Origin of the sequence: Persicimonas caeni (assembly GCF_006517175.1) — a bacterium.
Taxonomy (GTDB): domain Bacteria; phylum Myxococcota_A; class Bradymonadia; order Bradymonadales; family Bradymonadaceae; genus Persicimonas; species Persicimonas caeni.
In genome coordinates this window covers 5,330,051-5,352,246 of sequence record NZ_CP041186.1, presented here as the reverse complement: position 1 = coordinate 5,352,246, position 22,196 = coordinate 5,330,051, and the positions used below count along the sequence as shown (strand labels likewise).

Below are 22,196 nucleotides of genomic sequence, written 5' to 3'. Positions count from 1 at the left end.
GGGGAGCCGTTATGCGCGACATCTTGATAGCCGGAGGGGGCCCCGCGGGACTTGCGGCAGGGATTCGCGCCGCCCAACTCGGCCTGGACTGCGCGATCATCGAGCCCAAGCCTGCGCCTATCGACAAGGCGTGCGGCGAGGGCCTGATGCCCGCCGCGCTCGAGCGGCTCGAGGCGCTGGGCGTCCGAGACATCGACGGCCATCCGTTCGCGGGCATTCGCTACGTCGACGCCTATGATCCCGCCCGCACCGCCACCGGAGATTTCGCACGCCCTGGCCTCGGCGTGCGGCGCACCGAACTGCATCGGCGTCTGTCCCAAGCCGCCGACCGCGCCGGCGTCGAGCGCATCCAGGGCCACGTCGACCAGGTCGACCAACGCGCCAGCCACGTGTCGGCCGCCGGCCACCTCGCTCGCTACCTCATCGCCGCCGACGGGCTCCACTCCCAAATACGCCGACAACTCGACGTCGCGCTCGAGCCGCGCCGCCCCTCGCGCTTCGGCGTGCGCCGCCACTTCCGGCGCCCTCCTTGGTGTGACCGCGTCGAGGTCCACTGGGGCAGCCGCGGCGAAGCGTATGTGACCCCTGTGGGCCCCGAAACAGTCGGGGTCGCCTTCTTAGTGCCCGACGGTGGCCGCTTCGACGAGCTCCTCGACCACTTCCCGGTGCTCGCCGCACGCATTCACGGCGCCGAGAGTGTCTCCAAAGCGCGTGGAGGCGGCCCCTTCGAGCAACGCGTCGAGCGCCGGGTGGTCGGGCGTGTGCTTCTTGTGGGCGACGCCGCCGGCTATCTCGACCCGCTCACCGGCGAGGGCGTCGCGCTGGGCGTCGCCACGGCCTGCGCGGCGGTCGAAGCAATCGCAGCCGACGCTCCCCATGCCTACGAACGCCGCTACCGCTCATTGACCCGCGAGTATTACTGGATGACAGGGCTTCTGCTCGAAATCTCGCGCCGACGTTGGCTCCACGGCACGATGATCGATATGCTCGACCGGGTGCCGCCGCTCTTCGATGGGTGCTTGGCGTTGCTGGGAGGCCGCGCGAGGAATTGAGACCCTTCCGATACCCGAGAGCGTGTCAGGCAAGCATCCGGTGTCCACATTCACCAAAATGTCACACGTTCGGGATGTGCACAGTTCCCGGCGCGTGTTACACACACCAAAACTCGGCGCAATCGAGCCGAAATGCTGTAAACGCACGTGCTTGCTGAGTTATCGCGTGCTTGCTGAATGAAAGGTGCCATCATGGCCGAGACCATCCTGATTGTCGACGACGAACAAGACCTCGTAAATACGCTCGAGTACAACTTGGAGCGAGAGGGCTACGAGACGCGCAGCGCGCTCAACGCCGCCGACGCTCTCGAGTTGCTCGATCGCGAGCCGGACTTCGACCTCGTCATCCTCGACCTGATGCTGCCCGATATGTCGGGCACCGAGGTGTGCCGCAAGATTCGCCAGACCGCGGAGACCGCCGAGACGCCTGTGCTCATGCTGACCGCCAAGGGCGAAGAGATCGACCGGGTGGTCGGCTTCGAGGTCGGCGCCGACGACTATGTGGTCAAGCCGTTCAGCGTGCGTGAGCTGACGCTGCGCATTCGCGCAATCCTGCGTCGTTCCAACCACGCCGAGGAACCCGAAGAAGTCGGGGACGAGCTCGAATTCGGCAACGTTAGCGTCGACGTGCCCGGCCATCGGGTGTGGGTCGACGACGAGGAAATCCGCCTGACCGCCCTGGAGTTCAAGCTGCTCACCACTTTCATGCGTCGCAAGGGGCGCGTGCAGACTCGTGAGGTGCTCCTCTCGGACGTCTGGGACATCAACGCCGACGTGATGACCCGTACGGTCGACACCCACGTCAAACGTCTTCGCGAGAAGCTCGGCTCGGCCGGCGACTATATCGAGACGATCCGCGGGGTCGGGTATCGGTTCAAGGCGCGGCCGGATAAGTGGGTTACTTAGGGTTACTTAGGGTTACTTAGGGTTACTTGGTAAGGGAGCGTGCTTGAAACTGGGCGTGCGGGCAAAACTCTTCTTGGTCTCGCTTGTGCTGATGGCCGTCGTCGGTCTGTCGAGCGCGGCCTATCTGGAGAATGCCCTTCGTGGCTGGCTCGTCTCGCGTATTGAGAGCGAGCTCAAGCACAGCGCACGCGCTGCCGATGCTCTGCTCGTCTCGGCGATTGACGCCGACGACCCCTCCAACATCGCCGCCATCGATCCTCTCGCCGACCGTATGGGCGAGGCGACCGATTCGCGGGTGACCGTGATTCGCACCGACGGCGTTGTCCTTGGCGACTCCGAGTTGTCGGTCGACGAGGTCAATGCGGTCGAAAACCACGCCAATCGCCCCGAAATCCAAGAGGCCCTCACCTCCGGGATCGGCGTCTCTCAGCGCTACAGCACCACCGTCGACAAAAAGATGATGTACGTCGCCCTGCCCTTCCGCACCGAGAAGGTGCGCGGGGTGGTCCGTGCATCGGTGCCACTTCGAGAGGTCGACGACAGCGTCGAGACGCTGCGCTGGATGATCTTCGTCGCCTCACTGCTCGGCCTGGGCGTGGCGATCTTCATGAGCGGACTCGCCTCCCACCTTCTGGCGCGCACCCTGCGCAAGCTGGTCAACTACGCGCGCAGCATTTCGCGCGGAGAATCGAGCGGCCGTCCGCCGTTGGACGAGAGCGACGAGATCGTCAGCGGGCTGACCGGCTCGATGACCCGGCTCTCCGACGAGCTGAGCCGGACGGTCGACGAACTCGCACGGGAGCGGGACCGCTTCGAAGCCGTCTTGGAAAATATGAGTGAGGCGGTCGTGGCCGTCGATGACGAACGGCGAGTCACCCTGGTCAACCGCGCGGCGGTCGAACTTCTCGAGCTCCAGAGCAACCCGGTCGGACGTCCTCTCGTCGAAGTGGTACGCGCCCCCGGACTCCAGAAGTTGCTCGATGCCTCCGAAAAGGGCCGTCCGGGCGGTGAGGAGTTCGAGGTCGCCGTGTCGTCGACCAAGCTTGTGCTCGCGCAAGCATCCCCTCGCCAAGAGACCGTCGGCACCGTCGTCGTCATGCACGACGTGACCGAGCTTCGCCGCCTCGAGACGATGCGCCGCGACTTTGTGGCCAATGTCTCACACGAGCTGCGCACCCCGGTGAGCATCATTCGGGCCACCGCCGAGACCCTTCAAGAGGGGGCGCTCGACGACCCCAAGCACGCCAAGCGTTTTCTGGATGCGTTGATCCGTAACTCCGAGCGCCTCGGCCGACTCATCTCCGATCTACTCGATATCTCGCGTATCGAAGCCGGCGAGTACGCCCTCGAGGCCGGCGAGCTGCCGTTGCAACGCGCCGCCGAGCGCGCGGTTGATGCGGTGGCCGCTCACGCCGCATCGCGAAGCATCGACATCAGTATCGACATCACCGACGACTTGTGCGCCGTCGCCGACGCCAACGCCCTCGACCAAGTCTTGCTCAACCTCGTCGGCAACGCCGTCAAGTACAGCCACGAGGGCGGCCAGGTGAGCATCCGCGGCCGAAGCCTCGACGAGCACGTCGTGCTCGAAGTGGTCGACGACGGCCCCGGCATTCCTGCCGCCCACCGCGACCGCATCTTCGAACGGTTCTACCGGGTCGATTCCGGTCGCTCCCGCGAAGTCGGCGGCACCGGGCTGGGACTTTCGATCGTCAAACACCTGGTGACCAGCATGAACGGACAGATCGGCTACAAAGCGGCCACTCCCCGCGGCTCGATCTTCTGGTTCACCCTCCCCGCCTGCTGACCCATTTGATTAGAAAATGGGCTGTGTGACGCATTGTTACAAAATTGTCACACGGTTCTGCTGGGCGAAAGAGGTGACATTGCGGTAACGATCGCGCGTCTTATCGTCACGTGGCCGTTACGTTTTTATGAACTGTCGAGGCTGTCGATGTATCCGGATGTATGCCTTGTGTGCCCCAAGCGCCTCACCCGATCTCTGGTGGTGCTGCTCGCCCTTCTCTTCGTCAGTTCGTCCGCCTCGGCTCAGGGAAATGATCCCAAAGAGACCGTCGAGTCGAACGACGCTCAATCCACCGGCGTTGCTGGTTACGACGACGGTTTCTTCATCGCCGGTCAACTCGACGAAACCGACGATGACGGCAACGAAAAGACCCGCCATTTCCGCCTCGAGATCGGCGGTCGACTGCAGACGCAATACGACCTTCTGATTGCCGAGGAGGGCGAAGATCTCGACCTGGCCCGGTCGCGCTTTCTTATTCGCCGCGCACGCCTCAATGTCACGGGCCACTTCGTAAGCCCGGATTTCACCTACGCCATGCAGGCCGCTTTCGACCGTGGCAACCCCGAATTGCTCGACTACTTTGTGAACTACGCCTTCGAGCCGGGCACCTTTGAAGGGCGCCTGGGTCAATGGCGCGTGCCGTTTCTTCGCACCGAGATCAACTCCAGCGGCTCGCTTCTTCTGGTCGACCGATCGTTGACGACGAGCGTGTTCGGCGAAGGGTTCGACGCAGGCATGGGCATTCACAACAACTACAAGAAGTCGCCCCCCTTCGAGTGGTTCTTCGGCGTGTTCAACGGCACACAGACCGACCTCGAAGTGGTCTCGTTCGACGATGCGAACACGCCCACCTTCTTCTACCCGTCGGTCGTCGGCCGCGTGGCCTACAACTACGGAGATATCAAAGGCTATAGCACCGGCGATTTGAAAGGAGGACCGCTACGCTTTTCGCTGGGGGCCAGCGGCATGACCCAGTTCGGACTGCAGCGTGACAACGAGTCCGCCACGAAGGCCACGGTGGACTATATCCTGAAGGCACACGGTTTCTCGACCAGCGGAGCCTTCATGCTCGCCACCAACCAAGATGGCGAAGCGCTGACCGACCAGAACCTGTTCGTGACCGGCCTCTTCGTGCAGGCAGGCTATTTCCTCAGTGAAATGATTCAGCCCGCTGCACGTTACAGTCGCGTCGACTACGAGGGAGACGACGAGCTCGTCCACGAAGCCCTCGGTGGCCTCAATGTCTATTTCTGGGGACACAGTCTCAAATGGCAGACCGACGCAGGCGCAATCATCGTCGAGACGCCCAACGACACGGACACGGCTTATCGCCTGCGCACGCAGCTGACACTTTCATTCTGAGTACAAGACATCCGGGTGCCCCGAAACAGCTCGCACCCTTTACAAATCGGGGCATCTGATCGAAGAAAGCGGTGTGCAAAACCAAGGGTATTTGACCGTTTGCGAGTCGCGGTGGAAACGTAACCCCTTTGTCACCTGACTGTCGCACGCCGCGCTTACCCTGCAAGCTGTCTCGAAGTAGCCAACACGGAGCATTCCATGAAGCTTAAAACTCTGCTGACACTCCTCCTAGCTGCCGGTTTGATCACCGCGGCTGGTTGCAAGAACGACAATGGCGAAGGCGGCGAGGCCGCTTCCGACGATGGTTCCATCATCAAGGTCGACGGCTCGAGCACGGTCTACCCGATCCAAGAAGCGATGGCCGAGGAGTTCCAGAAGAACAGCGATGCACGAGTGACCATCGGTGTCTCGGGCACCGGCGGCGGATTCCAGAAGTTCTGCAACAAAGAAACGGTGCTCACCGGCGCCTCGCGCCCGGTCAAGCAGAGCGAAATCGAGAAGTGCAAGAAAGCCGGCGTCGAGTTCGTCGAGCTTCCGGTCGCCTACGACGGCATCACCGTCATCATCCACCCGGATAACGACTGGGCCGACACGATGACCGTCGACGAGCTCAACACCATCTGGGGCCCGGAGGCGCAGGGCAAGATCACCAAGTGGAGCCAAGTCCGCGACGGCTGGCCCGACCAGGACATCCAACTCTTCGCCCCCGGCACCGCCTCGGGCACCTTCGACTACTTCACCCAAGCGATCAACGGTGAGGAGCAGGCTAGCCGCGGCGACTTCAGCCCCTCCGAAGACGACCACGTCATCGTCACGGGCGTCTCGCGCAGCAAGAACGCGCTCGGCTTTTTGGGCTACGCCTACTACGACGAGAACCGCGACAAGCTCAAGGCGGTCGAAATCAAGGCCTCCGATGACGCCAAGGCCGTCGCTCCGAGCATGGAGACGATCGCCAACGGCACCTACACCCCCCTGTCGCGCCCGCTGTTCATCTACGTGCGCAAAGACGCGCTCGAGAACAACAAGCACCTCAAAGACTTCATCGACTTCTACATGACCAAAGGCTCCAAGCTGGTCAAAGAGGTCGGATTCATCCCGCTGCCCGAGAAGGCCTACACGCTGGCCAAGGAGCGCGCCGACAGCCTGACCACGGGCACCGTCTTCACCGGCGGTTCCAAAGTGGGCGTGACCGTCGAAGAGCTTCTGAAAGCCGAAGGTGGCGACGAGGCTGCTGAAGCAGCCCCGGCCGAAGACGGTGAGGCCAAGGCCGAAGCCGACGGCAAGAATGCCGCCGAGGGCACCAAAGCAGCCGCTGAAGAGAACGCCGAAGCTGGCGACAAAGCCGAAAAGGCTGCCAAAGCCGAGGAAGCAGCTGAATGAGTAACGAGCCCTCAGCAGTAAACGGGGCCACTCCGGGCGGTCCGGACGGGCCGAGCTCCAACGAGCTCGGCAGGTCCAAAATCCGCGGGGGCAAGGAGCGCGCCGTCGAAATGGCGCTCCTCGCCTGCGGTGCTCTCTCGATCCTGACGACTCTGGGCATCTTGTCGGTTCTGGCCGTCGAGACCTGGGAGTTCTTTCAGGAAGTGTCGCCGCTGGAGTATTTCGGCGACACCCAGTGGACGCCCCTGTTCTTGGACAAGCACTTCGGGGTCTGGCCGCTGATCACCGGCACGCTGTTGACCTCGGCGATCGCCATTTCGGTCGCCCTGCCCTTCGGGCTGCTCGCCGCCATCTACCTGAGCGAGTTTGCCTCACCGCGTGCGCGCCAGATTCTGAAACCGGCGCTCGAGATCTTGGCGGGTGTCCCCACGATCGTGTACGGCTTCTTCGCCCTCATCGTGCTGACCCCGTTTTTGCAGACGTTCATCCCGGGGCTGGCCGGATTCAACGCACTGAGCCCGGGCATCATCATGGGGATCATGATCATCCCGATGATCTCCTCGCTCAGCGAAGACGCCATCTACGCAGTGCCCAACAGCCTGCGCGAAGCCGCTTACGGGCTGGGCGCCGGCAAGCTGCAGACGATCTTTCGCGTCGTGCTCCCCTCGGCGCGCTCGGGCATCCTCGCGGCGACCACCCTGGCCATTTCCCGGGCGATCGGTGAGACGATGATCGTGACGGTGGCTGCCGGTATGCAGCCGCAGTTGACCTTCGATCCGCGCGTGCCCATCGAGACGATGACCGCCTACATTGTGCAGGTCAGCATGGGTGACGTTCCCACCGGCAGCTTGGAATACAAGACCATTTTCGTCGTCGGAGCGACCCTGTTCGCCATGACGTTTGTCATGAACATGATCAGTCAACTTATGGCGCGACGCTCCCGGATGTAATGATGAAGAAAGACGAACGAAAAGGCGGCGCGCTCGCCGAAAAGCTCTTTGAATACGTCTGCTTGGCAGCCGTGATCATTCCGCTGGCCCTGCTGGCGGTGTTGGTCATCGACACCGCCATCGACGGAGTCCAACGCCTCGACTGGGAGTTCATCACCAGCTTCCCGTCGCGCAACCCGGGCGAGGCCGGCATCTACCCGGCGGTCGTCGGCAGCATCTTGCTGGTTGGTCTGACCGCCGTGCTCGCCGTGCCCATCGGCGTCGGTGCGGCCATCTACCTCGAGGAGTACGCCGACTCCGGTTGGCTGTCGAACCTCATCGAGGTCAATATCGCCAACTTGGCCGGCGTGCCGTCGGTTATCTACGGATTGCTGGGCCTCGAAGTCTTCGTGCGCGTGGTCGGTATGGGCCGCAGCCTGTTGGCCGGCTCGGCGACGATGGCGCTTTTGGTGCTACCGATCGTCATCATGGCTTCGCGCGAGGCGCTCCGCACAGTGCCCTACGACCTCCGCGAGGCGTGTTACGGCCTGGGCTCGACGCGCTGGCAGGCGATCCGCCAGGTGGTCCTGCCCATGGCGATGCCCGGCATTTTGACCGGCACGATCCTGTCGATCTCTCGCGCCATCGGTGAGACCGCCCCGCTTTTGGTCGTCGGCGCGCTGACCTACATGACCTTTCTTCCCGAAGGGCTTACTGACCCGTTTACGGTGCTGCCCATCCAGATCTTCAACTGGGTGTCCCGCCCTCAGGAAGAGTTTGTTATCAACGCGGCAGCCGGCATCGTGGTGCTGCTCGCCGTGATGATGTTGCTCAACGCCGTGGCCATCGTGCTGCGTAACAAGTTGCAGAAGCGAAACGGCTAATCGGCGCCAAGCGCCTCCATCAGAGCCAACCAAGAGATCCATGCAAGTAGCCAACCCCAAAATTTCGGCCAACGACCTTTGCGCCTGGTTCGGCGACAAGCAAGTCCTGTTCGACATCAACATGGGCATCCCCGAGCGCAGTGTCACTGCGATCATCGGCCCGTCGGGCTGTGGCAAGTCGACCTTTATTCGCACCCTGAACCGGATGCACGAGTTGGTGCCGATCGCTCGGATGAGCGGGCGCATCCAGCTCGACGGCAAGGACGTCTACGGCCCCAATATCGACCCGGTGTTGCTGCGTCGCAAAGTCGGAATGGTCTTCCAGAAGCCCAACCCGTTTCCGACCATGTCGATCCGCGACAATGTGCTCGCCGGACTGAAGCTGACCGGTCAGCTCGAAAAGAGCCAGGCCGACGCCATCGTCGAGCGCGCCCTCAAGGGCGCCGCCCTGTGGGACGAGGTCAACGATCGACTCGACGCCCCCGGCGCCGGATTGTCGGGCGGCCAGCAGCAGCGCCTGTGCATCGCCCGCGCGCTCGCCGTCGAGCCTGAAGTGCTCTTGATGGACGAGCCGTGCTCGGCGCTCGACCCGGTGGCCACCGCCCGCGTCGAGGATTTGATCGCCGAGTTGCGCCGCGACTACACGATCGTCATCGTCACCCACAGCATGCAGCAGGCGGCGCGCGTGTCCCAGCAGACCGCGTTTTTCCTGATGGGAGAGGTCATCGAGTTCGACAACACCGACAAGATCTTCACCCAACCCGACGATCAGCGCACCGAAGATTATATCACCGGTAAGTTCGGGTGAACGCATGGGCCGTTTGGCCCTGTGATGGCGCGCCATCCCGCCCTCTTGCCCCGCGGCGGGGGGACGCGCCCCGTGCCGAGAGCGCTCGGCACCGAAGACAATTTGGCGCCTTCGCTGGAAACTGGTTGAAACCTGAGTAGATTTACGTCACACTGAGGGTTCACCAGAAGGCAGTGTGTGGCGCTCGGGGACTTTTCGAGTCCTCGCCAATGTTGTAAGGGGTGCGCAAGAAGCTCGCCCACGGATAGGGCGTGCCCGCAATTCGGTTGCAACACCAGAGTTCCCACGCCAGTGGCACTGCCTCGCACGTCGCAAAACGCGTTTACGCAGTTTTGGCGGCGCATAACGGCAACAAGGAAGAGAGCCACTGCGAGGAACAACATGCAAGGTCGGATTCAAAGAATGAGCAGTCAGGCAAAATCGCACACGCATATTCACAAAGATTACGAAGAGGAGCTCGATGATCTCCGCCAGCGGCTGCTGAAGATGGCCGGCCGGGTCGAGGAGATGATCGCCAATTCGATGAAGGCGCTCATTGGGCGCAACGTCGATTTGGCCGAGAAGACCATCGCCTCGGACCACCGCGTCAACCGCGACGAGATGGAGATCGACGAGCTCTGCCTGGTGATCTTGGCCAAGCGCCAGCCCATGGCCGGTGATCTGCGCTTTATCACCATCGCGCTCAAAATGGTCACCGACCTGGAGCGCATTGGCGACCTGGCGGTCAACATCTGCCAGCGCACCATCGATTTGAGCAGTCTGCCCGAGCTGGGTCCCTACCAGGATATCCCGGAGATGGCCGACCACGTCAAAGAGATGGTCAAAGACGCCATCGACGCGTTCGTCGATCGGGACGTGGTCAAAGCCCAGGAAGTCATCGAGCGCGACGATCGCGTCGACGAGATCTACCACAAGGTCAACCGCGAGCTCATCGTCATGATGCGCGAAGAGGACGACATCGTCCAAGCGGCTGCCCACGTGCAGTCGATCGCCAAGCATCTTGAGCGCATGGCCGACCACACCACCAACCTGGCCGAGCAGGTCATCTTCATGGTGCGCGGCAAGGATATCCGCCACCACAACAAGCTCGAGCTGGACTGACTCAGTCGTGTGCTTAAACATCTTGAAGGCGGCGATGCCGGAGCAGTAATAGCTCCGGCATCGCCGCCTTTTATGCGAATGCAGGTATTTTTTGTTTAAGTGTGGATAGAGCACGCGAGCACCAACGATGTCCTGGGAACTCATCGTCGTCTTGGCCCTGACGGTCTTAGCCGTCGTGCTCTTCGTCTCCGAGGCGTTGCGCATCGACCTGGTCGCGCTTCTGGTCATGGCCCTGCTCATGGTCACCGGCATCCTCACCCCCGAAGAGGGCCTGCGCGGCTTTAGCAACTCGGCGACGATCACCATCGCGGCGATGTTCGTGTTGAGCGAAGCGCTGCGCCAGACCGGCCTGGTGCGCCTGCTGGGCGACAAACTCTCCCAACTCTTCAAACAGAGCTACAAAAAAGCGATGTCCGCCATGATGGGCGGGGTGGGCGTGCTGTCGGCGTTTATCAACAACACCGGCGTGGTCGCCATTTTCCTGCCCATCATGACCGGCGCCTCGCGCGACGCACGCATCAGCGCCACCAAGGTGTTGATGCCCCTGTCGTTCGCCGCCATGTTCGCCGGGGTCTGCACGTTGATCGGCACCTCGACCAATATCTTGGTCAGCTCGATCATGGACGACCACGGCATGGCCCCCATCGGCATGTTCGAGATGGCCCCGCTGGGGCTGGTCTTCTTTGGCGTCGGCGTCGTCTACATGCTCACGGTGGGCGACCGGCTTATGCCCGAGCGCGAGAGCGACGAGTCGCTGACCGAATCGTTCGAGGTGGCGCCCTTTTTGACCGAAATCGAGATCATGCCCACCGCCCAGAGCGCGTATGTGGCGTGCGGAAAGGCCAAACTGTGCGAGTCCCAGGACATCGACATCCTCGAGGTCTTTCGTGACGGCACCTCGCTGGGCAGCCCCGATCCGGACCTGGTCTTCGAGCCGGGCGATATCTTGCGTATCCGTGGCTCGGCAGAGGCCATCCGGGACATCGAGCGCAACGTCAACCTCAAGATTCGCCCCGAGCTGGAGCTGTCGGACACCGAGCTCGAGGCCGAGGAGAGCTCGCTCATCGAGGCGGTCGTCGCCCCCGACTCGGTCATCGACGGCAAGTCGCTCAACGAGATCGACTTCGCCGAGCAGTTCACTGCGTACGTGCTCGCCATCCGCCGCGAGGGCGAGCTGCTGCACGACAACCTGCTCGACGAGAAGCTCGAGGCGGGCGACGTGCTCCTGCTGCAGACGCCGACCGACAAGATCGCCCAGCTCCAACGCCACTCCGCCTTTCTGGTTGTCTCCGAGCTCGGCCTGCCCGAGTACCACCGCGAGATGCTCATCCCGGCGCTCATCATCGTCGCGGCGGTGGTACTCACGGCCGCCTTCGAGCTGCTTCCGATCGTGGTCAGCGCCGTGTGCGGCGCGGTTTTGCTGGTCGTCGCCCGGATTGTGTCAGTCAAAGATGCGTACGAGGCGATCAACTGGCAGGTCATCTTCTTGCTGGCGGGCATCTTGTCGCTGGGCGTCGCCCTCGAGAAGACCGGCGGGGTCGACCTCATCGCCGAGTTCATCACCGGCACCTTAGGCAACTGGGGACCCACCGCGATTCTGGCGGGGTTCTACGTGGCCACCACGCTGCTCACCAGCATCATGTCGAATCAGGCTACGGCCATCTTGCTGGCACCCGTGGCCATCGACGCGGCCAACGCCTTAGGCCTCGACCCGCGCCCGTTCGCCCTGGCGATCACGTTTGCGGCCTCGGCGAGCTTCATCACCCCCATCGGCTATCAGACGAACACGCTGGTCTACGGCGCCGGCCAATACAAATTCGCCGACTTCATCAAGGTCGGCTCACCGCTGACCTTCATCTTCGCGGCGATCGCGGTATGGCTCTTGCCGGTGTTCTGGCCGATGTGAGGTCCTGGCGTGCTATGAGGTGCAAGCCCTGCAGAGCCAGAAACGCCATCTTTCCTGCAAGGCCGACACCCTGCCGAAAATCACACGCCCCAGATCATCCAGATTCCCAAGACCGTCACCACGCTGCACACAAGCTGCAGGGGCAAGCCCAGGCGCACGTAATCGGTGACCTTGTAGCCGCCCGGCCCGTACACGAACAGGTTGGTTTGGTATCCCAGCGGACTGATGAACGCGGCACTGGCGGCGAAGGTAACCGCCAGAATGAAGCTAAAGGGCTCGGCACCGATCTCGACGGCCGTCTCGAAGGCCACCGGCAGCAGCAACAACACGCTGGCGTTGTTGCTGATAAACGCGGTCACCAGGCTCGTGATCATGTAGAGCACCCACAACACGCCCAACGCGGGCAGCACCGTGGCCACCTCGGCGACGGCGTGGCCCAGCAGGCTCGCCGCGCCGCTCTCCTCGAGCGCCATGCCCAGCGGGATGACCCCCGCCAGAAGAAAGATGATGTCCCAGCGCACCGATTCGTACAGTTCCTGGGGGCGAAGTACGCCGAAGAGCCCCATGAGCACCACTCCGGCGAGCGCGCTGATGACGATCGGCGCCAGGCCAATCGAGGCGGCGATCACCACGCCGACGAGAATGGCGACGGCGACCGGGATCTTGTCGTAGCGGTACTGCTTGGGCTGGTCGCTCTTGAGGAGCAGAAAGTCGTGGGTGCTCTCGCTATCCTTCCACGCGCCGCTAGGCACCTGGACCAGGAGCGTATCGCCGCTGGCCAAGGGCACGTTCTCGATGCGGTCGTGCAACACCTCGGCGCGCCGGCGAATGGCCAACAGGCGTGCGTTGAGCTGCTCGAGCACCGCCAACTCGCTCAGCGGCTTGCCCACCATCGTCGACCCGGAGGGGATGACGATCTCGGCGAGCTCGTGTGGCTCGTCGCTGATCTCGATATCCTCCTCGGAGAGCACCGCCGGCATCATCTCGAGGCCGTACATCGCCGACAGACGATCGAGGGTTTGTCGACGCGCTCGCACCACCAGGATATCGCCCGCGGCGAACTGCTTGGCGCCCAACGGCTGGCGAAAGACCTTGTCGTCGCGAATCAACTGCAGGATATCGACGTCGAGTTCGCTCTCGTCGAGCACCACGCGAATCGTACGACCCAGCACCGCCGCCCCTTCGGCCACCTGCAGCTTGGCCAGGTACGGCATCATGCCGTACTCATCGAGGAAGGATTCGTCGGGCTTGATGCGCTCGGGCAACAGCCTGGGGCCGAGCGTCATCATGAAGATGGCGCCGCTGACGAGCACCAACAAGCCGAGCTCGAAGAACTCGAACATCGAGAAGGGATGCCCCAGCAGCCGCTCGCTGACGTTACTCGCCAGCAGGTTCGTCGACGTGCCCACCACGGTGAGCATGCCGCCGAGCATCGAGGCGTACGAGAGCGGAATGAGAAGCTTCGAGGGCGACACGCGCCCCCGGTGGGCCATGTCGGAGACGACCGGCACCATCAGGGCGACGATGGGTGTGTTGTTCAGAAAGCCCGAGGAGAGCCCCGGCAAGGCGATGGTCACGCCGAGTTGGCGCATCTCGCTGTCTTTGGCGAAGCCCGACAACCACTGCCCCAAGAGCTGCACCGCGCCTGTGCGCCGCACGCCTTCGCTCAAGATGAGCATCGCCAAGACGGTGATCGTCGCCGGATTGGAGAACCCGGAGATGGCCTCCTGGGGGCTGATGCCGGTCCACGGGCCCAACAGCGCCAGGAGCACCATGATGCCGAGCGCGGTCTGGTCGACGGGGATGACTTCGGTGATGAAGAGCACCACGGCCAACAGCAGAATCCCCAGCACCACCAGTACTGCAGTCGTCATAAAGCTCGCGTGTCGGAACCAACCAATCGGAGGCAGACCTTCCAGGTCTGGTCGCCGGGGGTGTCCCCCCCGGCGCAAACGCCTATTGGCTACCACGAGTCAACTCACTGCGAAAAGAGCGCTTTCGAGCGCACTTTGCTCACAGCTCACCTCACAGCCCGGCAATATTCGCCTTGGGCTGCTGCGGGAAGACGATCACGACCGCGTACATCGTCCACGGAAACCCCTTTTTGGTGAACGGGGCGACAATGATCGACACGGGCAGGTTTTTGGGCGTCAAAAGCTGCTTGGGAAAATCGATCTCGTCGAGCGAATGGGTCACGAACGCAGACCCGTAGACCGGCTTGCGGTAGCGTTGGGAGACGCGGTCCATGAGCAAGTCGCGCGCTTCGACGACGCCGACGTCGCCCTTCTCGATCTTCTCGGCCAGCTTGCGGCTCACCGAGCGCAGTCGCGAGTCTTCCTTGGGCGCACGCGACCCGAAGGCCTCGCGCTGCTCTTCGAGCGCGTCGAGCACCCGCTTGGTGCGTCGGTTGGGGTGCTCGTCGGGCACGAACGCGTACGAGGCGACGATGCTGCTCATCGAGGTTTCGTGGTCGTGGATGCCCAGCGCCACCTGCGAGGCCATCGGGTCCATGAGCGTCTGGCGGCCGCCCGGCGTCTCGAGCATCGACTCCAGAAGCTGCACCGGGTCACGACTCATGATCCAGCTGCTCGAAATCCCCGCGTCGACCACGGGACCGTCGACGTCCCAGCCGGCCATCACGCCCATGATGAGCTTGTTGGCGGTCGCCTCGTCGTCTTCGCGGTTGGCCGCGATGTATTGCTTGGTGACCGACTGGATCGACGCCGACTGCTTGGCTGCGTGGTCGACCGGATTCATGTTGGCCTCTTCGCGAACCTTGTTGAGCAGGGTGACGAAGTAGTCGGGGAAATCACCCGAGGCGCCGCCCGACGAAGCGACCAGCGGCACGGGCTCGACGGCTTGCGCCTGTTCGGCCTGCTCGCCGCCTTCTTGCTCACTGCCATCTTGCTCACTGCCATCTTGCTCACCGCCCTCCAACTCACTGCCCGCAGCCGGCTTACCGCCTTCCTGCTGGGCCTCGGCCCGAGACGCAGCAGCTCGCTGCTCGCGCTGCGCCTTGACGAGCGCACGGCGCGTGGCCGGAGAGCGATACACCTTCGAGAGCTCACCGCCGGGCCAGACGAGCTGGACGAGCAACGAGCGCGCCATCACCGACGACTTGGCCTTCGCGGCCAGCTGGAAGTAGGCGAGCTCGTCGGCCGTGTTCGCGGCGCATTCGATGCGAAACGCCGGCATGGGCACGCTCGGGTCGGTCTTGCAGCGCTCGTAGCCGAAATCACCCTGGTTGATCAGCCCGTAGGCGTAGCTCATCTTCGGCAGCAGCACGCGCCCCTGCAGCACGACCTTGCCGCCCGGCGCGGCCTCCATCGGCGTAGGCTGCAGCTCGACGATCTTCCGACCGGTCGTGGTCACGAAGATCACCTGATCGCCCTTCTGTCCTCGCCAGAAGCCGGCGTCGACGGTGTGCTGCACCTGGTCGGCGTGCTTGCGCACCGACTCGACCGCCCCTTCGGCCTGCGCGATCCCATCGGCCTGCGTGGCCCCCGGTCGCGTGCGGTACTGGACCCCGTGGGCCGTGGTCATCACCCCGCAGCGCGCGAAGATGAATTGTTGGAGGCTCTCGTAGGGAAGCTTGTCGTGCTCGAGCACGAAATGGCCGACCTCGCGCGCGGCGCAATGCATCGATTCGGAGCCTTGGAGCGTCTTAGTATCGGAGCCGATGGCGTTGTAGAACGCCTCTTCGACCGCGTCGGCCGGAGTGTGCGCCCGGTAGCCGATCTGGTCGGGCAGCGGCCCGGTCAGCTCCCAGGTCTCGACCTGGGCGACCTCGGGCTGCTCGACGGCGTCGAGCTCGACGCTCTTCGCCGAGATTTGAACGAGCTCCTGACGCGTAGGAAACGGGTTCTTGATCTCGAGCTTCTCTTGGGCACAACCGGACAACGCGACGCTCGCTAGGGCGACAAAAATCGAGATGCAGTACTTCATTCCCCCTCCGTCAGGGCAAAATCTGAATAAAATCGTGGCCGCGCCAGCTTACATGGAGGGCGACCGCGGCGCAAAGCACGACTGGGCAATATGCGCCGCGCCCTGTAACACGAAAGTTGGTTGAAGGTCGCTCCCCTCGCGCCTACTCTACAGCGCGGCCCACTGTCGGGCGCGCAGTGCTGTCGTACTTTTTTGGAGAAGTCCACCCATGTCAGCGATCGTCGAGCTTCGAAGTGTCGACAAGGATTACCCACTGGGTAATACGGTCGTCAAAGCCCTCAAGGGCATCGATTTGACCATTCGTCGCGGTGAGTTCACCACCATCGCCGGCCCGTCGGGCAGCGGTAAGACCACCGTGCTCAACCTCATCGGCTGCATCGATATCCCCACCCGGGGCCAGGTGCTCATCGACGGGCAGTCGACCTCGGAGTTGTCCGACAGCGAGCTGACCGACCTGCGGCTGCACAAGCTCGGGTTCATCTTCCAGAGCTTCAACCTCATCGACGTGCTCGACGTCTTCCACAACGTCGAGTTCCCCCTGCTGCTCCAGGGCGAGCTGAGCAAGGCCGAGCGCAAAAAGCGCGTCGAGGAAATGGTCGAGAAGGTCGACCTGACCCCGCAACTCACCCAGCGGCCCAACGAGCTCAGCGGCGGCCAACGCCAGCGCGTGGCCATCGCCCGCGCGCTCGTCACCCAGCCCCAGATCGTCATGGCCGACGAGCCCACCGCCAACCTCGACTCGACCACTGGGCGCAACATCATCGACCTGATGCGCCACATCAACCAGACGATGGACACCACGTTCATCTTCTCGAGCCACGACCCCAAGATCATCGAGCGCGCCGAGCGCGTCATCGAGCTGGTCGACGGCCAGGTCAGCCACGACGAGCACCGCGAAGTCCTCGAAGAGGCGACCGCCTGATCTCGTCTGAGCAGACCGAGCGGACGATGGACGTCGGCCGCCTCGACTCAGTGCCTGACGAACTTACCGAAGACTGCTTTGCATGGTGCCGGTGCCCCGTCCCGGGTCGAGTAGCTGCACGTCCAGTGATAGGACGACTCGGCCGCGTCGACCACGGCATCGTAGTACATGGAAATGGGCTTGGAGAGCACGCCCTGGTAGGAGATTTCATGGCAGGTCGTGCTGTAGTCGCCCACTCGGCAGTCGACTGAACGATGCGGGTTGTGGAAGCCTTCGATCCCCTCTCCGTCTTGAAGCATGGCCACTCTCTCTCTCAGCGCAGTGCGCACGCCCGCAGGCGAGTCCGCCGCGAACTTGATGCCGCCGTTGGGGCACGAAAGGGCATGAGGTCTCGAAAAGTAGCAGGCGCCCTTGGAGGTGAGCTCGACCCCGGCCACCTCGACCTTGGCCCCGTGCTGGAGGCCAATGCCCTCCAGGCTTTGAGCTTCGATGAGCTGGTCGAAGTACGCCAGGCATCGGTCGCGGTCGAACTCGGCCTCCTGCATGCACAGCATGCCCATTCTGCCGCGCGCGGTGGGCGCAATGGTGTACAGACCATGGGCGACAACCTCGCCATCACGATCGGGCGAGGAGGAGCCAAAGCCGATCATCTTGTTTTTGCGAAGCACGAAGTCGACCGACTCTCGCGTCTTGCTGCCGACCTCGACTTGCTTGCGAGTCCCCCAGTAGGAGACTTTGCCGTCGACCAAGCTGTTCGCATACGTCCCGGCGTAGGAGAACGTCCGGTGCATCTTGCCGCGCATGGCCGGACCGGTTTGCAACACGAGCTTCATCGCTCCGCAGTCGGCGTCGACCCAGCCGGTGGGGTGGTTAGTCAGCGCGCAGTCGCCGAGCGCGCCGGCGCGCGCCGTTGCATCTGAAGCCTGCGCGCCTGGTGCAGCCGAGCTCGCTTCGGCGACTCTCGGAGATTGTGCGGCCGCCGGCTCTTGGGGAGGCGAGGCGATGTCGAGGCCGACGTCACCGCCGCTGCGAGCTTCATCCGCCGTCTGTGCGGCGATGGGTTGGCCCGACGGCTCTTGCTTGTAGTGGTGATGGTGTTGGACCACACAGCCGGAGGCGGCGGCCGTGCAAATCAGGGATGCAACGAGTATCGAAATCGGAACACGGAGGTTCATTTTTGGCCCATTTCTCGACGTGAGGAGTCATCTGGTACGTAGGTGCGACGGGCGCAAACCCGCAGATATTCACCCCGGGTCATCGCGCTCCGGTGTGGCCCTGGAACATCGCTCCCCATAATGAAGTTGAACCTTGCGGGCTCGGCGCATACTGTTGCGGCGGCGCACCGAACGCTCGTTAAGTAACTGCACGGAGATTGTGCGGAAAAGCTCGGCGAGGGCTGAGTGTCAAGGACAAGGCGCGACGCCGAGGCGATGCAACGCATCGTCGAGAAGGAGCAACGCAGTCATTGGCGCTCAGAACCGCCGAGATGACCGACAGAATCTTCGTGTAGTTACTTAAGTAGCATCTCATGTAAGGACCGATGCGCGCCGTACGAGAACTGCAATGAGTAATTTCCTAGCCACATTTCGCCTCCTGGTGCTCACCGCCGCGCGCAGCGTGGTCAACCATCGGATGAAGAGCCTGATCGTGGGCTTTATCCTGATGTTCGGCACCGCCCTGCTGGTGCTGGGGACGTCGCTGCTCGACAGCGTCGAGCGCTCCATGGAGAAGACGGTCACCCAGAGCCTGGCGGGCCACCTGCAGATCTACTCGGCCGACGCCGAGGACGAGCTCGCCCTGTTCGGCGACGTGATGCTCGGAGGCGATAATATCGGCGAGATCGAGGACTTCTCGAAGGTGCGCGAGCCCATCGAGAAGATCGACAACGTCAAGGCGGTCGTGCCCATGGGCATGACCCAGGCGCGGTTTGTGATGGGCAACCGCATCGACGAGGTCATCGCCGGGCTGCGCGACGCCGTCGACAACCAAAACTGGGAGGAGGTCGACCCGCTGGCCGACCAGCTTCGGGCGATGGCCGAGGACCTGAAGGCCGAGAACGAGGCGCGCGCCCAGATCGCCTCCAACGCCGAGACCTACCGCGAGAACGTCGAGCGGCTGTCGCGCGTGCTCGACGACACCTTCTGGGACGAGGACCTGCGCGAGAACCCGCGCGAGGCGCTCTTCTTCCTCGACACCAAGATCGCCCCGCTCTCCTCCGACGGGCGCCTCGTGTTCATGCGCGTGCTGGGCACCGACCCGCAGCGCTTCGCCACGTATTTCGACCGCTTCGAGATCGTCAAAGGCGAGATGATTCCGCCCGGCGAGCGTGGGCTCTTGGTGAGCAACCGCGCCTACGAGGAGTGGCTCAAGAACAACGTCGCCCGCGAGCTCGATAAGCTCCACGAGGAGATTCACGAAGAGGAGCGCGTGCTGGCCGACGACGAGCTGTTGCGAAACGACGTCAAACGCCTTCAAAAACAGTACCGCCAGGTCATCTTCGGGCTGCAGCCCGACAAGGTCGCCACCATCAAAGAGCGGGTGGCCGACTACCTGGGCTCGGAGTCGGACGACGCCAAGGATCTGTTGACCGAGTTTTTGGCCCTGACCGACGACAACTTCGACGAGCGCTACACCTTCTTCTACGACGAACTCGCCCCGCTGATGCGCATGCACGAGTTCGAAGTCGGCGAGACGATCACCCTGCAGGCGTTCACCGACCGGGGCTTTCCGCGCTCGCGCAACACCAAGTTCTACGGGACCTTCCAGTTCGAGGGCATGGAGGACTCCGACCTGTCGGGCAGCGTCAACCTGATCGACATGCCCACCTTCCGCACGCTCTACGGGGCGATGAGTGAGGAGGCGCAGCAAGAGATCGCCGAGATGCGCGACGAGGTCGGCGTCGAGGACATCCGCCGCGACGAGGCCGAGGACGCGCTCTTTGGCGGCGGCGATTCGCTCGTCGTCGAGGAGGATGACGAGGAGGTCGCCCAAAACGCCGACGAGATTCAGAATACCGACGAGACCCAGAACACCGACGAGGCCGGGATCGCCGGGCAAACCGAGCCGACCGAGCCAAGTGAGCCGAGTGAGCCCGACGACACCATCGAGATCGACCGCCAGACCGACAGCACCTACGACCCCGCCCAGATCGACAACGGACTGGCCCGCAACGCGGCCATTCTGCTCGAGGACTCCTCCAAGCTGCAGCAGACGATGGCCGACGTCCGCGCCGTCATCGACGAGCACGACCTGGGGCTGACCGTGGTCGACTGGCAGAAGGCCGCCGGCATCGTCGGCCAATTCGTCATCGTCATCCGCCTGGCGCTCTTCGTGGCCATCGGCATCATCTTTTTGGTGGCGCTGGTCATCATCAACAACTCGATGGTCATGGCCACCGTCGAGCGCACCGGCGAGATCGGCACCATGCGCGCCATCGGCGCCCAGCGCTGGTACGTCATGGCGCTCTTCTTGCTCGAGACGCTCATCTTGGGCCTCGCCGCCGGGCTCGCCGGCTGCGGGCTCGGCGCGCTCATCGTGGCCATCGCCGGGCACACGGGCATCCCCGCAACGACCGACTTCTTGCGATTCCTTTTCGCCGGCGACCACCTCTACCCGACGCTCAGCGTCGACAACGTGTTGTGGGCCTTCGCCGCCATCGTCGCCGTGAGCACCATCTCGACGCTGTATCCGGCGCGATTGGCCACGCGCATCCAACCGATCGTCGCCATGAGGAACTAAGCCAATGCGAATGCTCTCCATCATCGCGCTGCGAAACCTCATCAAGGCGGGCCGGCGCACTATTTTGCTCTCCGTGGCCATCGCCAGCGTCACGATGCTGGTGGTCATGATGCTCTCGTTGACCGAGGGCATCCGCACCAGCGTGGTCCGCTCGGCGACCGTGCTCCTGTCGGGCCACGTCAACGTGGCCGGCTTCTTCAAGGCGACCCCGTCGGACATCGAGCCCATCGTGCTCGACGCCCCCGACATCAAAGAGATCGTCGCCGAGAATACCCCCGGGGTCACCAGCGTGGTCGACCGCACCCAGGGCTTCGCGCGGGTGATCAGCCCCACCGACACCCTGCAGACGCTGATCATGGGCATCGACGTCGAAGACGAGACCGAGTTCCTCGACGTAGTCCGCCTCGCCCCCGAGTCGGCCTACAAGGAAGGAGGCTCGAGCGAACTCAAAGGCGACCCGAGTCGCCTCGAGGAGCCCAACACCGCGCTCATCTTCGCCAGCCAGGCCGAGCGCCTGGGCGTCGACGTGGGCGACCCGCTGACCATCCGCGCCGAGACGTTCTCGGGAGTGGCCAACACCGCCGACGTCACCGTGGTCGCCATCGCCGAGGACGTCGGGCTATTGAGCACGTTCGCACTCTTCGTCCCCAAAGAGACCCTGCGCGAATTGTACGGGCTCAACGAGACGACCACCGGCATGGTCATGGCCTACGTCGAAGAGCCCGAGGAGGCTCGCCAGGCGCTGGCCCGCATCCGAAAGGCCCTCGAAGACGAGGGCTACGACCTGATGGACCACCAGGCCCAGCCCTACTTCGCCAAATTCGAGCAGGTGCGCGGCGAGGACTGGACCGGCCAGAAGCTCGACCTGACGACCTGGAAAGACCAGATTTCTTTCCTCGATTTGATTTTAACGGCCATCAACACCGTCTCATTTTTCATCGTGTCGGTGCTCGGCGTCATCATCGGCGTCGGCATGATCAACACGATGCTGATGTCGGTGCGCGAGCGCACCAGCGAGATCGGCACCATGCGCGCCATGGGAATGTCGCGCCGCCAGATTTTGCTCCTATTTATGCTCGAAGCCATGATGCTCGGACTGGGCGCAGCCACCTTCGGCGCGCTTGTGGGCGCCGGGGTCGCCTTGAGCCTGGACGCCGCCCAAATCCACATTCCCGTGGAGGCGGTGCAGGCGATCTTGCTCAGCGACACGCTCAATTTGGCCGTCGCGCCCATGCAGGTCGCCGTGGCGATTGCCGCGATCACCGTCTTCACCGCGCTCGCCGCGCTGTGGCCCTCTTTGAAGGCTGCCAAGATGCAGCCCGTCGATGCGATTCGACATGCGGAGTAGTGAATGGAATTCCTTGCTTGTTGTGGGGCCCCTCCGGCGGCTCGGCTTCGCTTCGCCGCCACCTCCCCCGCGCTGAACGCGCCGGGGAGGAGCCTCTTCGCAGATCGT

16 protein-coding genes are annotated in these 22,196 nt (G+C 63.3%); 13 read left to right on the top strand and 3 right to left on the bottom strand.

Annotation, left to right across the window (positions count from 1 at the left end):
- The first annotated feature begins 11 nt into the window (after positions 1 to 11).
- The 10 genes from FIV42_RS19690 (at position 12) to FIV42_RS19645 (ending at position 12,135) form a co-directional block, all read left to right on the top strand.
- Positions 12 to 1,052, top strand: coding sequence for an NAD(P)/FAD-dependent oxidoreductase (locus tag FIV42_RS19690; RefSeq protein ID WP_141199344.1), 1,041 nt, complete (start codon positions 12 to 14; stop codon positions 1,050 to 1,052).
- 192 nt (positions 1,053 to 1,244) lie between these two features.
- Positions 1,245 to 1,958 carry a response regulator gene (locus tag FIV42_RS19685; RefSeq protein ID WP_141199343.1) on the top strand — a complete coding sequence of 238 codons (714 nt, stop codon included), beginning with the start codon at positions 1,245 to 1,247 and terminating at the stop codon, positions 1,956 to 1,958.
- A gap of 55 nt (positions 1,959 to 2,013) precedes the next feature.
- Positions 2,014 to 3,765: a sensor histidine kinase gene (locus FIV42_RS19680; protein WP_141199342.1), complete on the top strand. Its 1,752-nt coding sequence runs from the start codon at positions 2,014 to 2,016 to the stop codon at positions 3,763 to 3,765.
- 147 nt (positions 3,766 to 3,912) lie between these two features.
- Positions 3,913 to 5,127: a porin gene (locus tag FIV42_RS19675; RefSeq protein ID WP_141199341.1), complete on the top strand. Its 1,215-nt coding sequence runs from the start codon at positions 3,913 to 3,915 to the stop codon at positions 5,125 to 5,127.
- A 198-nt stretch (positions 5,128 to 5,325) separates the two neighbouring features.
- Positions 5,326 to 6,507 (top strand): PstS family phosphate ABC transporter substrate-binding protein, encoded by a 1,182-nt coding sequence (locus FIV42_RS19670; protein WP_141199340.1) that lies wholly within the window; start codon positions 5,326 to 5,328, stop codon positions 6,505 to 6,507.
- A gap of 110 nt (positions 6,508 to 6,617) precedes the next feature.
- On the top strand, positions 6,618 to 7,457 hold the full coding sequence (gene pstC, locus FIV42_RS19665; protein WP_390619669.1) for a phosphate ABC transporter permease subunit PstC: 840 nt from the start codon (positions 6,618 to 6,620) through the stop codon (positions 7,455 to 7,457).
- A gap of 2 nt (positions 7,458 to 7,459) precedes the next feature.
- Complete coding sequence (gene pstA, locus FIV42_RS19660) at positions 7,460 to 8,320, top strand: phosphate ABC transporter permease PstA (protein ID WP_222615272.1); 861 nt, start codon at positions 7,460 to 7,462, stop codon at positions 8,318 to 8,320.
- A gap of 40 nt (positions 8,321 to 8,360) precedes the next feature.
- The gene (gene pstB, locus FIV42_RS19655; protein ID WP_141199338.1) at positions 8,361 to 9,128 is read left to right on the top strand and encodes a phosphate ABC transporter ATP-binding protein PstB; all 768 of its coding nucleotides are present in this window, start codon (positions 8,361 to 8,363) and stop codon (positions 9,126 to 9,128) included.
- A 402-nt stretch (positions 9,129 to 9,530) separates the two neighbouring features.
- Positions 9,531 to 10,229 carry a phosphate signaling complex protein PhoU gene (gene phoU / locus FIV42_RS19650; RefSeq protein ID WP_141199337.1) on the top strand — a complete coding sequence of 233 codons (699 nt, stop codon included), beginning with the start codon at positions 9,531 to 9,533 and terminating at the stop codon, positions 10,227 to 10,229.
- 127 nt (positions 10,230 to 10,356) lie between these two features.
- Positions 10,357 to 12,135 carry an SLC13 family permease gene (locus FIV42_RS19645; protein ID WP_141199336.1) on the top strand — a complete coding sequence of 593 codons (1,779 nt, stop codon included), beginning with the start codon at positions 10,357 to 10,359 and terminating at the stop codon, positions 12,133 to 12,135.
- A gap of 80 nt (positions 12,136 to 12,215) precedes the next feature.
- Here the strand turns inward: FIV42_RS19645 and FIV42_RS19640 are convergent, their stop codons facing one another.
- Positions 12,216 to 14,009, bottom strand: coding sequence for an SLC13 family permease (locus tag FIV42_RS19640; RefSeq protein ID WP_141199335.1), 1,794 nt, complete (start codon positions 14,007 to 14,009; stop codon positions 12,216 to 12,218).
- Positions 14,010 to 14,160: 151 nt separating this feature from the next.
- A complete protein-coding gene (locus FIV42_RS19635) occupies positions 14,161 to 16,080 on the bottom strand; it encodes a hypothetical protein (RefSeq protein ID WP_141199334.1) in 1,920 nt (639 codons plus the stop codon).
- A 208-nt stretch (positions 16,081 to 16,288) separates the two neighbouring features.
- Here FIV42_RS19635 and FIV42_RS19630 point away from each other — a divergent pair, with 208 nt between their 5' ends.
- A complete protein-coding gene (locus FIV42_RS19630; RefSeq protein WP_141199333.1) occupies positions 16,289 to 17,002 on the top strand; it encodes an ABC transporter ATP-binding protein in 714 nt (237 codons plus the stop codon).
- Positions 17,003 to 17,049: 47 nt separating this feature from the next.
- Here FIV42_RS19630 and FIV42_RS19625 read toward each other — a convergent pair whose 3' ends face one another.
- Complete coding sequence (locus tag FIV42_RS19625; RefSeq protein ID WP_141199332.1) at positions 17,050 to 18,177, bottom strand: hypothetical protein; 1,128 nt, start codon at positions 18,175 to 18,177, stop codon at positions 17,050 to 17,052.
- A 388-nt stretch (positions 18,178 to 18,565) separates the two neighbouring features.
- On the opposite strand from FIV42_RS19625, the gene FIV42_RS19620 reads away from it, so the two are divergent.
- Together FIV42_RS19620 and FIV42_RS19615 are read left to right on the top strand one after the other, a co-directional pair.
- Positions 18,566 to 20,740 carry an ABC transporter permease gene (locus tag FIV42_RS19620; protein WP_141199331.1) on the top strand — a complete coding sequence of 725 codons (2,175 nt, stop codon included), beginning with the start codon at positions 18,566 to 18,568 and terminating at the stop codon, positions 20,738 to 20,740.
- Positions 20,741 to 20,744: 4 nt separating this feature from the next.
- Complete coding sequence (locus FIV42_RS19615) at positions 20,745 to 22,088, top strand: ABC transporter permease (protein WP_141199330.1); 1,344 nt, start codon at positions 20,745 to 20,747, stop codon at positions 22,086 to 22,088.
- The last annotated feature ends 108 nt before the right edge of the window (positions 22,089 to 22,196 follow it).